At 72.7% G+C, this 14,426-nt stretch carries 14 protein-coding genes and 1 riboswitch; of the genes, 5 read left to right on the top strand and 9 right to left on the bottom strand.

What is annotated here, in order from left to right:
• Nucleotides 1-30: 30 nt before the first annotated feature.
• Nucleotides 31-579 carry a DsbA family protein gene (locus WHN02_RS25515; protein ID WP_434741185.1) on the bottom strand — a complete coding sequence of 183 codons (549 nt, stop codon included), beginning with the start codon at nucleotides 577-579 and terminating at the stop codon, nucleotides 31-33.
• 167 nt (nucleotides 580-746) lie between these two features.
• On the opposite strand from WHN02_RS25515, the gene WHN02_RS25510 reads away from it, so the two are divergent.
• Both WHN02_RS25510 and WHN02_RS25505 read left to right on the top strand, forming a co-directional pair.
• The gene (locus WHN02_RS25510) at nucleotides 747-2,456 is read left to right on the top strand and encodes a hypothetical protein (RefSeq protein WP_434744067.1); all 1,710 of its coding nucleotides are present in this window, start codon (nucleotides 747-749) and stop codon (nucleotides 2,454-2,456) included.
• The gene (locus WHN02_RS25505) at nucleotides 2,453-2,830 is read left to right on the top strand and encodes a hypothetical protein (RefSeq protein WP_434741184.1); all 378 of its coding nucleotides are present in this window, start codon (nucleotides 2,453-2,455) and stop codon (nucleotides 2,828-2,830) included. Before WHN02_RS25510 ends, WHN02_RS25505 begins: the two co-directional genes overlap by 4 nt.
• 110 nt (nucleotides 2,831-2,940) lie before the next feature.
• Here the strand turns inward: WHN02_RS25505 and WHN02_RS25500 are convergent, their stop codons facing one another.
• Both WHN02_RS25500 and WHN02_RS25495 read right to left on the bottom strand, forming a co-directional pair.
• Entirely contained in the window at nucleotides 2,941-3,348 is a 408-nt protein-coding gene (locus WHN02_RS25500) for a hypothetical protein (RefSeq protein WP_350894448.1), read from the bottom strand.
• Nucleotides 3,349-3,520: 172 nt separating this feature from the next.
• A complete protein-coding gene (locus WHN02_RS25495; RefSeq protein ID WP_434741183.1) occupies nucleotides 3,521-3,670 on the bottom strand; it encodes a hypothetical protein in 150 nt (49 codons plus the stop codon).
• Between the two features lie 650 nt (nucleotides 3,671-4,320).
• Here WHN02_RS25495 and WHN02_RS25490 point away from each other — a divergent pair.
• Nucleotides 4,321-4,683, top strand: a complete 363-nt coding sequence (locus WHN02_RS25490; RefSeq protein WP_350894449.1) for an STAS domain-containing protein — start codon at nucleotides 4,321-4,323, stop codon at nucleotides 4,681-4,683.
• 23 nt (nucleotides 4,684-4,706) lie between these two features.
• On the opposite strand, the gene surE is transcribed toward WHN02_RS25490, so the two are convergent.
• From surE to WHN02_RS25460, 6 genes are all read right to left on the bottom strand, one after another.
• Nucleotides 4,707-5,513, bottom strand: coding sequence for a 5'/3'-nucleotidase SurE (gene surE / locus WHN02_RS25485; protein ID WP_434741182.1), 807 nt, complete (start codon nucleotides 5,511-5,513; stop codon nucleotides 4,707-4,709).
• A complete protein-coding gene (locus WHN02_RS25480) occupies nucleotides 5,510-6,487 on the bottom strand; it encodes a PfkB family carbohydrate kinase (RefSeq protein ID WP_434741181.1) in 978 nt (325 codons plus the stop codon). Before WHN02_RS25480 ends, surE begins: the two co-directional genes overlap by 4 nt.
• A gap of 164 nt (nucleotides 6,488-6,651) precedes the next feature.
• The gene (locus WHN02_RS25475) at nucleotides 6,652-7,770 is read right to left on the bottom strand and encodes a coiled-coil domain-containing protein (protein WP_434744066.1); all 1,119 of its coding nucleotides are present in this window, start codon (nucleotides 7,768-7,770) and stop codon (nucleotides 6,652-6,654) included.
• 45 nt (nucleotides 7,771-7,815) lie between these two features.
• Nucleotides 7,816-7,946, bottom strand: a riboswitch (cyclic di-AMP (ydaO/yuaA leader).
• 153 nt (nucleotides 7,947-8,099) lie between these two features.
• Nucleotides 8,100-9,014: a cation diffusion facilitator family transporter gene (locus tag WHN02_RS25470; protein WP_434741180.1), complete on the bottom strand. Its 915-nt coding sequence runs from the start codon at nucleotides 9,012-9,014 to the stop codon at nucleotides 8,100-8,102.
• A 107-nt stretch (nucleotides 9,015-9,121) separates the two neighbouring features.
• Nucleotides 9,122-11,239, bottom strand: coding sequence for a HelD family protein (locus tag WHN02_RS25465; RefSeq protein WP_434741179.1), 2,118 nt, complete (start codon nucleotides 11,237-11,239; stop codon nucleotides 9,122-9,124).
• A 225-nt stretch (nucleotides 11,240-11,464) separates the two neighbouring features.
• Nucleotides 11,465-11,794 carry a hypothetical protein gene (locus WHN02_RS25460; RefSeq protein ID WP_350894454.1) on the bottom strand — a complete coding sequence of 110 codons (330 nt, stop codon included), beginning with the start codon at nucleotides 11,792-11,794 and terminating at the stop codon, nucleotides 11,465-11,467.
• Between the two features lie 299 nt (nucleotides 11,795-12,093).
• Here WHN02_RS25460 and WHN02_RS25455 point away from each other — a divergent pair, with 299 nt between their 5' ends.
• Nucleotides 12,094-12,585: a DUF3145 domain-containing protein gene (locus tag WHN02_RS25455; protein ID WP_434741178.1), complete on the top strand. Its 492-nt coding sequence runs from the start codon at nucleotides 12,094-12,096 to the stop codon at nucleotides 12,583-12,585.
• Between the two features lie 107 nt (nucleotides 12,586-12,692).
• Nucleotides 12,693-14,423 carry a glycoside hydrolase family 3 protein gene (locus tag WHN02_RS25450; protein ID WP_434741177.1) on the top strand — a complete coding sequence of 577 codons (1,731 nt, stop codon included), beginning with the start codon at nucleotides 12,693-12,695 and terminating at the stop codon, nucleotides 14,421-14,423.
• Nucleotides 14,424-14,426 lie beyond the last annotated feature (3 nt).

Here is a 14,426-nt window from a genome sequence, read left to right as displayed (position 1 = left end):
TCCCCACGAGGGGCCGGGAGGCACCCCTCCTCACGTCGGGGCGGCGTGGTCGACGGCGGACAGGAGGGTGGGTAGGTCGTAGTCGCCCTCGTGGGGGGTGCCGTTGACGAACAGGGCCGGTACGGCGCGGACCCCGCTGCGGATCCCGCCGACGAAGTCCCGGCGTACCCGGTCGTCGTGCAGCTCCCGGCTCACCTCGTCGTCCACCTCGCCGACCGGCAGGCCGAGCTGCTCCACCCCGAGGGACAGGTGCACCGCGTCCAGCTGGTCCTGGTGCTCGAAGAGCCAGTCGTGCAACGGCCAGAACCGGCCCCGCCGGGCGGCGGCCTCGGCCACCACTGCGGCCTGCTCGGCGTACGGGTGGACGTTGACGACGGGGAAGTGGCGGAAGACCAGGCGTACCGTCTCGGCGCGCTGGTCCAGGACGTCGGTGAGGTTGCGGTGCGCCTCGGCACAGAACCGGCACTGGAAGTCGCCGTACTCGACGAGGGTGACAGGTGCGTCCTGCGGGCCCCGGACGTGGTCCTGCGCGGTGACCGGTGCCCGCAGTCGGGCTTCGACCTGCAACGGTGTGGCCATGACGGCCGGTTTCCCCGGTCCGGGTGAACTCATCTCACCCCCTCGGGATGGCCCGGCCCGCCGACCGGTACGAGCGTCGCCGATGGGACGGGGGTGACATGACCGACATCGATGCGACATCATGGCTGCGCTACCGGTTCGCCGAACGCCGACGACGAGGGTGGACGATGGGAACGTTGGCGGTTCGGACGGCACGTCTCGTCCGGCACGAGTGGAGCCTGGCCGTCCTGGGGTCGCTGGCCCTGGCGGTGCTGCTGACCTGGCCCACGCTGCGTCACCCGGCGTCGACGATCCCCCAGGACACCGGAGATCCGACCCTGCAGGCCTGGCAGGTCGCCTGGGGTGGGCACGCCCTGCTCACCCAGCCGTGGAACCTGTGGCACTCGAACACGTTCTTCCCCGAGCCGTACACCTACGCCTACTCGGACACCCTGTTGGGTTACGCCCTGTTCGGGATGATCGGCTCCGGACCGGAGGCGGCGGTCGTCAGGTACAACCTGCTCTACGTGCTGGCCCACGCTCTGGCGTTCGTCGGGGCGTACGCGCTGTGCCGGCAGGTGGGGGCCGGGAGGGCCGGGTCGGCGGTGGCCGGGGCGGCGTTCGCGTACGCCCCCTGGAAGCTGGCCCAGGCCGGGCACCTGCACGTGCTCAGCATGGGCGGGATCGCCCTGGCGCTGGCCATGCTGGCCCGGGGGCACGGCTGGTCGCTGCGGGACGGGTACCGACCGGAGCGGATCCGACCGGGGTGGGCGGTGGCCGGGTGGTCGGTCGCCGCCTGGCAGGTCAGCCTCGGTTTCGGCATCGGCCTGCCCTTCGTGTACGTCCTGGCACTGCTCTGCCTCGGCGCGCTCGCCGGATACGGGTCGACCTGGTGGCGACGCAGGAGCAGGCCGGTGTTCCCGCGTCGGCTACTCGTGGCGGACCTGGGCGGCGGGCTGGCGTTCACCGCCATCGTCCTGCTGATGGCGGCCCCCTACTTCGAGGTGGTGTCACGGCACCCGTCGGGGCGGCGGACCGTCGAGCAGATCGCGATGTTCTCCCCGCCGCTGCGCGGGTTCCTCACCGCCCCGCCCGAGTCGTGGTTGTGGGGTGAACGGCACGCGGCGGCCCGTGACCAGCTGGGTTTCGCCGTGGAGATGACCCTCCTGCCCGGGGTGGTCCTGGTCGGGTTGGCCGCAGCCGGGCTGTTCCTGTCCGCCTGGCGGGTCCGGCACCGGGTGGCGTTGGCTGCCGGGGTGCTGGTGAGTGTGGCGTTGGCGTCGGGGACCACCCTCTTCGGTGACGGGCGGCCCGGGTACGTGACGCTGGTGGAGCACCTGCCCGGGTGGGACGCCCTGCGTACGCCCGGCCGGTTGGTGCTCTGGACGACGCTGCTGCTCGGTGTGTTGGCGGCCGGGGCGTTGACGGTCCGGGAGACCGACCCGTCACCGGTGCCGTGGTGGCGGCGGCCGGCGAGGCTGGTGCTCGTCGTACCGCTGCTCCTGGTCCTGTTGGAGGGGGTGAACCGGACCCCGCACGCGGAGGTCCCGCCCCAGCCCCAGGCGCTGCGCGGGGTGACCGGCCCGGTCCTGGTGCTGCCGAGTGAGGGCACCCGGGAGTACCACGTGATGCTCTGGTCGACGGACGGCTTCCCCCGCATGGTCAACGGCGGGGCGTCGTTCGTGCCGCCCGGCCAGGACCGGATCCGGGCGGTCAGCACCGCCTTCCCCTACCCGGACGCGGTGGCCGAGTTGCGCGCGGCCGGGATCCGGACGGTGGTGGTGCTGACCGACTACGTCCCCGGCACCCCGTGGCAGGAGGTGCCGGGTCGGCAGGTGGCCGGGCCGGGGGTCCGGGTGGAGAACCGGCCCGACGGGATCGTCTACCACCTGGAGTGACGCGACCGGCTGCCGAGGGGGTGGTCACCATCCTGGGGCTGCACCGGGCGAGCGCCGTGGAGGAGGCCGTCCGGGCGGCCCCGCCGGGGTCCGTGGTCACCGCCGTCCTGGTCACCGGCGACCCGAAGGGACTACTGCCGTTGGCCCGGCTGGCCCTGGTCGACCTGCGTACCTGTCTGCGACGCGCGGTGCCGCCGGATGCCTGGCCCCGGGTCCGGGTGGTGTGCGACGAGTCCGGCGAGGTGGCGGCGGCTGCCGGGGTGCCGGCCGTCAGCGACGCGACCGAGACCGCGATCCGGGTGGTGGGTGGCCGCATCGTCGCCCGTGCCGACGGGCACGGGGCCGGGCACGCCGCCGCGACGGTGTCGGACTGAGCGACGACGAACGGCCCCGACCGGCCGTGGTGGCGGCGGGTCGGAGCCGGTCGTCTGTGTGTGCGGCGCTGTCGGGGCTGACCCGTGGTCGCCACCGGCAGTGCCGCAGCTCAGTTGTCGAAGCCGACAGGGGAGTTCGGCCGGTCCACGTCGACGAACTCGATGTCGTCGACCGGACGGTCGGCGCGGGCGATCGCCGCCCGAGCCGCGGTGCTGGCCGCCCAGCCGACGGCCGCACCGACGAGTGCCGCACCGATCAGCAGGGTCCAGGGCAGGGCGGGCCGCCGGCCGGCGAGGGCGTCGAAGGCCGCGACGGCCCGCTTGCGGGCCTCGTCGGTGGCCGTTCCGACCAGGTCACCGGCGTCGCCGGTCAGGTCGGAGCCGCTTCGGCGGGCGGTCCGGGCCGCGTCGCGGACGCTGTCCCCGGCGGAGCTCACCGTCGAGGTCAGGTGCTGCCAGGCCTCGTCCGCGATCCGCTCGGGCTTGCTGCGGCGCTCCAGCAGGTTGGTTCCGAACATCGTGGGTTCCTCCTCGGGTGCCGAAGGCCACTTCGGATTCGGCGACGGTCGGGCGTTGTCACGTTCAGCTACCCCCGCCTGTGCCCAGACCCGCCGGTCGGCAAACCCCCGGACTGCCGCCGATCACGCTCGTCGGCCACCGACGCGCCCCGGCGTCGGTGGCCGGCCGGGTCTAGCGGGTGACGACCACCGCGACCGGGCCCCGGGCGAAGTCGTCGTCATCGTCGTCATCGTCGTCGTCTCCCCCCGCCCCGCCGACGGCGCAGGCCAACATGAGGGCGAGCAGTGCCGTCGCTCCGGCCAGGGCGGCGAGTCTTCTCATCGTCGATGTCTCCAACTGGTCTGGTGGGAAGGCGTACGCGGGTGGGACCCCTCGTACGGGGCACCGTCGGGTGTCGCCCCCGATGGTAGGTACGCCGATCAATGCCGGTGGGGTCGGACGGGTGCGGCGGCCCGGCCGCACCGGTGGACACCCCTGACGCGCTCGCCGACGACGCCCCGGTGATTCCGCCGGGTGGTACACCTCCCCGGGTGTGTCCGTCGGGCGGTCCACCTTTCCGGGCGGGCGGCGGAGGTCACTGTGCGCGACAGGTGAACTACGAAAAATGGGTCGAAAGGCCGCAAGATCCCGCGCCGGAGTCGGTTCGGGTGCCCGGTCGGTGACGAGATCCGGACGAAGCGTTCGGGCGGCCGGGGACAAGGCTCTGACCAGCATCGTTGCCCCACGGGGCGCGCCGGTGGCAGAGGGTGTGGGCCGAGTGTGCCCTCGGACGTTACCCTTGTCCGGCGACGGGCGGCCGATGGCCGATCGTCGTCACAGGTGACCAAAAGGTGCGGAGAAGGGCAGCTGGCATGTCCGATCCGCAAATTGCTCATCCCGAGGGGTGGCGACCGAGGCCGTGGGAGGAATACTCTCGGTCGCGGCCCGCGTACTGATGAGGCGCCCGATAACGGGCGAGTGGAGGTGCTCGCGTGAGCCTGTCGATCGTGAAGTCGGTTCTTTCCGGTGGTGTCATCGAGATCGCCCCTCGGGGTGAGATCGACGTGGACACCGCGTACGAGGTGCGCGAGGCCATTGCCGAGGTCCTCGCCAAGGGACGCCCGTCCCGGATCGAGCTCAACATGCGGCTCGTCACCTTCATCGACTCCGTCGGCATCAGCGCCATGGTCGCCGGTTTCCAGACCGCCGAGGTCAGCGGGGTCAAGCTGGTGGTCACCGAGCCCAGCCGGTTCGTGCACCGGCAGCTCTGGGTGACCGGCCTGCTCGGTCTCTTCGGTGCCCCCGAGCCCTACTACGCAGGTTCGGCCACCCCCGAGGTTCTCCCCGGCGCCTGAGCCGCCCGTCGACGTCGTCCCGGTCACAGCGGTACGTCGATCACTTCGGTGATCGCCCGGATCGCGGTGACCGAGGCGTACCCATCGGCGAGCAGCGCCAGGTCCGAACCGGGCGGCAGGGCCTCCCCGGGCTCCTCCAGGGAGGTCCGGACGAAACCGTGCCCGGCCTCCGCCACCGTCATCTGCACCTGGCCGAAGCTGGCGAGCGACCCTCGGCGTACCCCGCGCAGCCTGTCGTAGGGGCGGTCCGGCACGTTGACGTTGAGGATGTCCTCGATCGGCAACGCGGTCAGCCGGGGGAGCAGGTCGAGGGCCACCCGGGCCGCCGTGGACCAGTGCCGTTCGGCGTCGCGGACCATGGCCGCCGCAGCCACGGCGGCACCCCCGCTGCCGGGGGTGGCGTCCCCGGCGTTGAGCACGTCCAGCGAGACCGCCAACGCCCGGCAGCCGTTGGCACCGGCGGTGAAAGCGGCCCCCACGGTGCCCGAATGCAGTACCGCCCGTCCGGCGTTCGCCCCCCGGTTGATCCCCGAGAGCACCACTGTCGGGGCCGGACCGAAGGCACCGTGCAACCCGATCAACGTGATGAAACCCGGTGAGCCGCTGACCGCGTACGCCGGGACGTCGGGCAGCCCCGGCAGGGACTGCTGGTGGACCACCACGTGTCCGTCCCGCTCCACCGCCGTCATCGCCGCGCCGGTGCCGCTCATCTCCTCCTGGGGGGCGGCGACCACCACGTCCAGCCCCCGTCTCACCGCCGCGCGGGCGAGCTCCTGGATGCCGGGGGCGGCGATGCCGTCGTCGTTGGTGACCAGGACCCGCAGCGTCATCGCTCGACCGCCCGGTGGGCCAGCTCGTCGGGGCTGATCCGTTCCTGGGGGCGGGACCCGGCCGGCACGAGACGGACCCGGTCGACGAGTCCGTTGATCGAGTCGAGCCGCCCGGTACCCAACCCGTGCCGGGTGACGTTCAGCGCCCCCGCCGCCGCCCCGGTACGGATCGCCGTCCGGATGTCACCGCCGACAGCCACCACCGCCGCCGCCCCGGCGGTCATCGAGTCACCCGCCCCCCGGGGGTCGGCTGCGTGCAGTCGGGGCATCTCCACCTCGAACACCTCCCCGTCGACGAGGGCCAGGGCCGGTTCCTCGGCGCGGCTGACCACCACCGTCTGGGCACCGGCCTGGTGCAGGTCGTACATGACCCCGGTGAGTTCGGCGACGCTGTCGTCGGCGGCCAACCCGTCGCGCAGCAGCTCCTCGTGGCTGACCTTGCAGAGGAACACCCCGCTGTCCAGGACGGCGGCGAGGTGCTCCCCGGAGAGGTCGACCACCACCCGACTACCGTTCTCCCCGAGGTCGGCGGCGAACCGGCGGTAGACGTCGGGTGGGACGAGCGACGGCTCGTTGGGGCCGCTGAGGACGCTCACCGGGGCCCGTAGCCCCTCCCCGAGGGCGAGGTTGTAGAGCTCGTCGAGCTCGTGGCGGGTGAGCCGTTCACCTGTCACGTCGACGATCTCCTGTCGGGAACCGTCGCGGCGGTCGTGCACGTACCCGCCGTTGGTCGAGTGGCGGCGGACCGTCCGCAGGTCCACCCCCTCGGTGGCGAGCAGAGGCTCCAGGACCTGACCGAGTTCCCCGCCGATGCTGGCGCAGAGCACCACCGGGACCCCGAGGGAGGAGATCATCCGGGCCTGCCAGACGCCCTGCCCGCCCGGGTGCAGGTGCAGCTCCGGGTGGTCGCTGGGCTGTTCGATGGTGACCGTGAGCAGGGGAGTGGGTGCGAACACCATCACGTGCCCGTCCATGGGGCCACCTTCCGTCCGTACGCCGGGTCGTTCACCTGATAACCGTCGACGCGGTGATCCGGGCACGCCTCGCCGGGCACGAAAACGCCGGGCGTACGCCTCGCCGGGCACGAGAACGCCCGGTGCCCCACCGTCGTGGCGGGACACCGGGCGTCACCCGGGGGTCAGTACACCGACAGGTGCACGTGGTTGGTGTGGTCGCTGGACGGGTCCCCACCCGCCCCGCTGTAGGAGCGCCAGCCGCTGCTGGGCAGCCAGATCTGCCTGTACCAGATCACGTACAGCACGGCCAGCCGGTCGGCGTTGCGGACGTAGTACGCGGCCAGGTTGTTGCCGTACGTCCGGTCCCCGCCGGTGGCGTGCCCACCGAAGCCGTTGCGCTGTGCGGCGAAGTCGCACGCCCGACCCTTGGGGTGCTCACCTGATCCACCCGGCCGGTAGCAGGAGACGTACCGGGTGAAGCCGGCCGCCTTGGCCTGGTTGAGGGCGTGCAGGGTCCGGGGCGTGATGCACCCGTTGGCCGGGGTGGGGTCGTTGACGCTGCACGACTCCCGGGGCCAGGACCCGTCGGAGTTACGCGGGGCGGGCTTGGCGTTCCTGGTGCTGCTCCCGCCCGGCCCGCTGGACGCCGCGGACCCGCTCGATCCACTCGACCCGCCGCTGCTGCTGCGCTGCTGGGCCTGTTGCTGTTGCTGCTGCTGGCGGCGGCGCTCGGCCTCCTCACGGCGCTCCTGCGTGACGGCGACGTCGAGGGCCTTCTCGGCCTGGTCCTTGCGCTTGGCCATCGTCGCGACCTGTTTGCGCTGCTCGTTGACCTCGGCATCCAGTTCGACCTTGGTCCGGGCGGACTGGTTGCGGGTCTCCTGGAGCTTGCGCAGCTCCCGCTCCTCGCTGGCGGCGACCTGGTCGAGCGCGGCGGCCCGGTCCATGAAGCCCTCCGGGGAGGTCGCGTTGAGCAGGGCGTTCGCCGCCCCGAGTCGGCCGGTCCGGTACGCGACCTGGGCGATCTCACCGACCTTGGTGTTCTGGACGGCCAGGTCGGAGTCGATGGTCTTGAGTCGACCGTTGAGTTCCTGTTGCCGCTGTGTCGACTTCTCGAGCTTGGCCTTCGCCTCCAGCCATCCCTTGCTGGCCGCCTCCAGCTGGTTGCGCAGGGCCGGGGTGCCGCCCTCGGGGTCGGCGTCGGGTGCCGCCAGCAGACTTCCCCGGGTCGCGGCCTGGGCCGGACCGACCGGTGCGACCGCGCCACCGAGGGCGAGGGTCGCGACGAGCAGGGCCGCCATCCGGGCGGTGATGCGTCGCGGTGATGCCACTACTGCCAATGGACCTGTCCTTCCGTCAACCGCCGACCGGGTTAGCTGACGGGTTCGGGACGGAAGATCCCTACCGCTGACGCGGATGCACCCCAGGAACGTGGTTCCCCGGCTCGCCCGGGTGGGCGATTAGGCGGCGGCCACCGTGGGCACCGATGGGCGCCGCCCGGCGGAGGCCGGGACCGAGCCTACCGGGGTGGGTGTGACGGTTGCAGTCAAAGTGACCGATGGTGTCGGAGAGGTGGGCGACAAAGTACGGCAAAAAGAGCAATCCTCGCGGAAATTTAAGCCTGTGCTCATCACCACTCGATGGTTCCGCAGGCACCCGCTGACGCTCCGGGTTCGACCTGCAACGTGGCGTGCTCGATGCGGAACTCCTCCCGGAGCGTGGTCCGGGCGGCGGCGAGCACCGTCCCGATCTCCGCGCCCGGGGTGGTGGTCAGGTGGGCCGAGGCGACCTCCATCCCGGAGGTGAGCGTCCACAGGTGCAGGTCGTGCACCTCGGCCACGCCGGGGACCGCCGAGAGTCGGTCGTGCACCTCGGTCACCTGGAGGTGTTCCGGGGCGGCCTGGACCAGGATCCGCAGGGCGGCCCGGGCCAGCCGCCAGGTCCGGGGGAGGATGAACACCCCGATCGCGACCGCCACCACCGGGTCCACCCACCACCAACCGGTGAACGCGATGACCAGCGCGGCGGCGATCACCCCGACCGAACCGACCAGGTCGGCGAGCACCTCCAGGTACGCGCCGCGCAGGTTGATGCTCTCCTCGGCACCCTTGCGCAGCAGTCCGAAGGCGACCACGTTGGCCAGCAGGCCGAGCACCGCCACCCCGAGCATCGGGCCGGTGAGGACCTCCGGTGGGTCGCCGATCCGGCGGACCGCCTCGACGAGGACGTAGACCGCGACCCCGCTCAGCAGCGCCGCGTTGGCCAGGGCGGCGAGCACCTCCAGGCGGTAGAGGCCGAAGGTGCGCTGCGGGTCGGTGGTGGCCCGGCGGGTCGCGGTGATCGCGGCCAGGGCCAGGCCGATGCCGAGCACGTCGGTGAACATGTGTCCGGCGTCGGAGAGCAGGGCCAGCGAGCCGGTGCGGAAGGCCGCGACCGTCTGCACCACTGTGAAGACGGCCAGCAGGGCCAGCGCGGCCCAGAGTCGGCCCACGTGTCGATGGGCGGCGTTCGCCACCGCCGCCGAGTGATCGTGCCCTGCGCCCACGCCCACACCCTCCGTCGTCCGACCCGACCGGGATACAACCTATGCTCACATCGCTATGTATGCAAGTGTCGGACGAGGGGAGGCCTGTCGACCGTCGGAGTCGACGTTCAGCCGGTGGGATCGAGGGTGACCAGGCGCTGGGTGGCCCGGGACAGCGCGACGTAGAGCGTACGGACCCCGGAGCCCGGATCGGCCCGGATCTCCCCGGGCGCGACGAGCACCACCCCGTCGTACTCCATGCCCTTGGCCTGGAGGCTCGTCACCACCTGGAGCCGGGGCTCGGCCACCTCGGCCAGCCACCCGGCCACCTCGCGGTGGCGGTCCACCGGTGTGATCACGCCGACCGTCCCCGGCACCTCGGCCAACATGGCCGTCGCCGCGGCCACCGTCTCCGGTGCCAACTCGGCCGCCGACAGCACCCGCTGCACCGGCTCCACCCCGGTCGAGCGCACCGCGACGGGCAGGGGCAGGTCGGGGTCCACCCGACGGATCTCGGCCGCCGCCACCGCGAAGATCTCCGCCGGGTTGCGGTAGTTGGTGGTCAACGTGAACCGGTGCCGCCGACGTCGACCCAGCGCCTGGTCCCGGGCCCGGGTCAGCTCCGCCGGATCACCCGTCCAGGCGGTCTGGGCCGGGTCGCCGACGACGGTCCAGGACGCCAGCCGCCCCCGTCGGCCGATCATCCGCCACTGCATCGGCGAGACGTCCTGCGCCTCGTCGACGACCACGTGGGCGTACTCCCGGTAGTCCTCCGGGCGCTGCCGGGCGGCCTCCCGGGCGGCCCGCTGCCGGTCGGCGAAGGTGCTCAGCTCCCGTACCCCGCCCGCCAGGGCGTACGGGTCCCGCCGGGGGCGGGCCGGCTTCACCGGCTGGCCCAGCAACGCGTCCAACTCGTCGAGCAGGGCGATGTCGGCGATGGTCAGACCCTCGGTGTCCAGGCTCCGCCAGGCCTCGGAGAGCAGCCGGACCTCCGCCCGGGACAGGATCCCTCCCGCGTACGCCCGCAGCCGCTCCGGTCGGGCCAACCAACCCAGTACGTGCCGGGGGTGCAGGCGGGGCCACCACGCCTTGAGGAACTCCCGCAACTCCGGCCGGTCGACGATCTCCCCGTCGAAGGTCCGCTGGTCCGGCAGGTGGCCGACGTGCAGCGTACGCACCTGCGCCCAGAGTGCGGCGAAGATCCCGTCGAACCCGGCCCGGCGTACCTCGTTGCGGCGGGCACCCCGGACCAGCGCCCGTTCCCGGATGCGGTCCAACTCCGCACGGCCCAGCCGCAGCAGTTCACCCCGGTAGAGCAGGCGCAGTTCGGTCGGACCGTCCGGCACCGCGTCGCGGGCCGCCCGCTCCAGCACCTGGCGCATCCGCAGCGACCCCTTCACCGCCGCCACGTCCGCCGGATCGGTCCGGGTCGCCGACATGCCCACGAAGAGGGTGCCCAGGGAGCGGAGTGTCGCGCTCTCCTCGCCCAGCGAGGGCAGCACCGAGGCGATGTACTCCACGAAGACCGAGGAGGGGCCGACGACCAGGATCCCGCCACCGGCGTACCGGTTGCGGTCGGAGTAGAGCAGGTACGCCGCCCGGTGCAGGGCGACAGCCGTCTTGCCGGTGCCGGGGCCCCCGGAGACGATCGTCACATCCTTGCCGGGGGAGCGGATCGCCTCGTCCTGCTCCCGCTGGATGGTGGCCACGATGTCGCGCATCCCGCGACCGGTGGCCTTGGAGAGGCTGGCCAGGAGGGCACCGTCCCCGACCACCGTCATCTCCGGTCCGGCGGCGGCCGGGTCGAGGAGGTCGTCCTCGATCCGGGTGACCCGCTCGTCCGTGGACTGGATCATCCGCCGCCGGACCACGCCCAGCGGCTGGGTCGGGGTGGCCCGGTAGAACGGCTCGGCGGCCGGGGCCCGCCAGTCCACCACCAGGGTCTCGGCGTCGTCGTCCCGGACACCGAGCCGACCGACGTAGAGGGTCTGCCGGTCGCGCAGGTCCAGTCGGCCGAAGACCAGCCCCTCGTGCTCGGCGTCGAGCAGGTACCGCCGCTGCGCGGCGTGGAAGACCATCGCGTCCCGCTCCACCAACGCCCCGAAGGTGCCGACCCGGGCCTGCCGGTATCCGTCCCGCTCGGCGCGGGCCGCCGCCCTGCGCAGTTCGGCCAGGCGGGCGTACACCCGGTCCAGGTGCCGTTGCTCGACGGCGATCTCCCGGTTCAGGCTGGTGTGGTCGGTCAACTGAGCTGGCTCCCGTGGCACGGCGGCCGTAGCCGCGGTGGGCGCGTCGGCCGGACGCCGGGCGACCGGGTGAGACTACGGCCCGTCGCTGTGGTCCCTGTCGGCGGCCATACCGATCCGCAGGTCAGCAGGGGGTGTCGCGCTCGGGCGGAGAACGAGCGCACCGCCCGTCGGTGGCCGACGGGCGGTGCGGGGTGTCGCGGGGTGGGGGTGAACCCGAGGGGCTCAGCCCTCGAAGACACCGGCCTCGACGAGACGCTTCTCGGTGGCGTCCCAGCCGTCACCGGGGAAGCTGGCGTTGAGGGCGTTGATCTCGGCCCGGATCTTGGTGGCGTGCCCGGCGCCGGCCAGCACCCGGATCTCCTCGACGAAGGCCTCGGAGTCGGTACGCAGGTGCGCGGTCTTGCCGTTGGTCAGGTTCCGGATGTAGGCGTGCTTGCCGCCGTTGAGCGGGATGAGGTACTTGAACTCGCCCAGCACGCTGAGGGCGCCACCCTGGCCAGCCTGGCCGGCCCGGACGGACGCGCGCGCGGTCTTCGAGGTGTTGCTCGCCACGGAGGTGCTCCTTGTAAGACGTACGGGAAGGTTTGGGTGACGTCCAGGAGGGACGGGACGTCAGGGATCTTCCGGCGGCAAGAAACCGCCGAGGGAACTCTACACGACCAGGAAGCCCGAGTGCTGCTCGCGGCCTGTCCCGAACGTGCGCGAACCCCCGCTCGGGTGCGACTGTTCCGTCCGTGAATTTTCCGATTCCCTGGCGCACCATCCGTCACAGCAGTCATGCTGTCTTCGCAGACCACTCGGTGGACGCGAGGTCGTAGGGGAAGACGCACCTCGGTCTCCGGGAGGTCACCGTGCCAACGCGTGGCGTCGTATACGTCCACTCGACCCCGCTCGCCGTGTGCTCACACGTCGAGTGGGCGATCGCGCGCGTCCTTGCCGCGCCGGTCAACCTGCAGTGGACGGCTCAGCCCGTCGACCCCGGCGTCCGCCGGGCGGAGTGCGGGTGGACCGGCCGCCCAGGAACGGGCGCCGAACTGGCCGCTGCCCTCCGGCAGTGGCCGATGATCCGTTTCGAGGTCACCGAGGAGCCCAGCGCCGGGGCCGACGGGGAACGCTTCATGTACGTCCCCGGCCGGGGACTGTTCCGGGCCGCCGTCGGGGCGGCCGGTGACATCCAGCTCGGTGAGGACCGGCTCCGTACCATCATGGCGACCGCACGCGCACCCGAGGCGCTCGCCCACGCCCTGGACAAGGCGCTCGGCACGGCCTGGGACACCGAGCTGGAGCCCTACCGGCACGCCGGCGACGGGGCCCCGATCACCCTGCTCACCCGGGTCGGGTGAGCCCGGCGGCCGCCCCCGACCCGATCGGTGATCCTGGTCACCGACGCCCGGTCGGCGTGGTCGGCGTGTCGGAGCCGGGTTGCCCCGATCCGTGACCGGCTGGTGGGATGGGCCGCGTGTCGACTTCCCCTCGCCGCGTCGCCGTCGTGCTCGTCGCCCTGACCGCCCTGCTCGCCTCGGCCTGCTCGGGCGAACGGGAACGACCCGCCACGGGGACGGCCGAGCCGTCGACGGAGTTCGTCACCCCCACCCCGTCCCCCTCGGGGGCCGACGCCGCCGGTCGCGCCGCCGCCCTGGTCGGCACCCTCTCCGACGAGGACCTGGTCGGCCAGGTGCTGATGGCCTACGCCTACGGAGACTCGGCGACCGAGGTGTCCGCCGGGTCGGCGGCCGGCAACCGGGCCCTGGCCGGGGTGGACACCCCCGCCCAGATGATCGAGAAGTACCGGCTGGGCGGGCTGATCCTGGTCGGGTTCAGCGCCGACGACCCCACCTCGGCCAACCAGGTGACCACCAACGTCGACAACCCCACGCAGGTCCGGAAGCTGACCACCGGCCTCCAGGAGGCGGCCGGGAAGCTGACCACCGGTGCGGCACCGTTCCTGGTCGGCATCGACCAGGAGTACGGCGTGGTCACCCGGGTCACCGACGGGGTGACAATGCTGCCCAGCGCACTGGCCGCGGGTGCCGCCGACGATCCGGCCAAGACCGAGGCCGCCTGGCAGGTCGCCGGTACCGAGCTGGCCGCGATGGGCGTCAACATGGACTTCGCCCCGGTCGCCGACGTCCTGGTCAGCCGGAGCACCGTGATCGGCTCCCGCTCCTTCGGCGGCGACACCGAGCGGGCCGCCGCCCAGGTGGGGGCCGCCGTCCGGGGGTTGCAGTCGGCCGGGGTGGCGGCCACCGTCAAGCACTTCCCGGGCCACGGTCACAGCGCCGAGGACTCGCACCACGAACTGCCGGTGCTCGGGCAGACCAAGGGGAAGCTGGCGAAGGAGGCCTGGCCCCCCTTCTCGGCCGGGATCGACGCCGGGGCGCTCGCGGTGATGTCCGCCCACCTCGACGTCCGTTCGGTCGACCCGGGCACCGCGGCGACCTTCTCCCGCAAGGTGCTCACCGACGTGCTCCGGGGCCGGCTCGGCTTCGAGGGGGTGGTGGTCACCGACGGGATGAACATGGAACCGGCGAAGAAGTGGTCGCCGGGGGAGGCGGCGGTCCGGGCGCTCAAGGCCGGCAACGACCTCATCCTGATGCCCCCGAACGTCACCCAGGCGTACGAAGGGCTGCTGACCGCGCTGCGCGACGGGTCCCTGCCCCGGGAACGGCTGGTCGAGGCGGCCACCCGGGTGCTCACCCTGAAGTTCCGGCTGGCCGACCGACCCGCCCCGGACCTGTCGGTGCTCGACAGCCCGGCGCACCGGGACGCCGCAGTGCAGTTGGCCACGGCGGCGGTCACGGTGCTGCGCGGTCCGTGCCGTCCCGCCCCGGTCGACGGGAAGCTCACCATCACCTCCTCCGGCGGCCGGGAGGGCACCCGCAGGGCGCTGACCGAGGAGCTGCGCCGGGCCGGGGTCGAGGTCGGCTCCGGTGGCAAGGTCGTGCACCTGGTCGGCTACGGCGACAGATCCGGCGACCTGCGGGCCGACGCCGACGTCACGGTGGCCATGGACACCCCGTACCTGCTGTCGGGGGCGAAGTCGCCGGTGCTGATGGCGACCTACTCGTCGAGCCGGGCGGCGATGACCGGACTGGCCCGGGTGCTGGCCGGGTCGGCGGAACCGACCGGACGTGCCCCGGTGAAGGTCACCGGGCTGCCCGCCACCACCTGCACCGACTGACCG

Origin of the sequence: Micromonospora sp. SH-82, assembly GCF_051132485.1 — a bacterium.
Taxonomy (GTDB): Bacteria; Actinomycetota; Actinomycetes; order Mycobacteriales; family Micromonosporaceae; genus Micromonospora.
The sequence above is the reverse complement of the archived record's forward strand: the minus strand, read 5'-3'. Positions and strand labels throughout refer to the sequence as shown.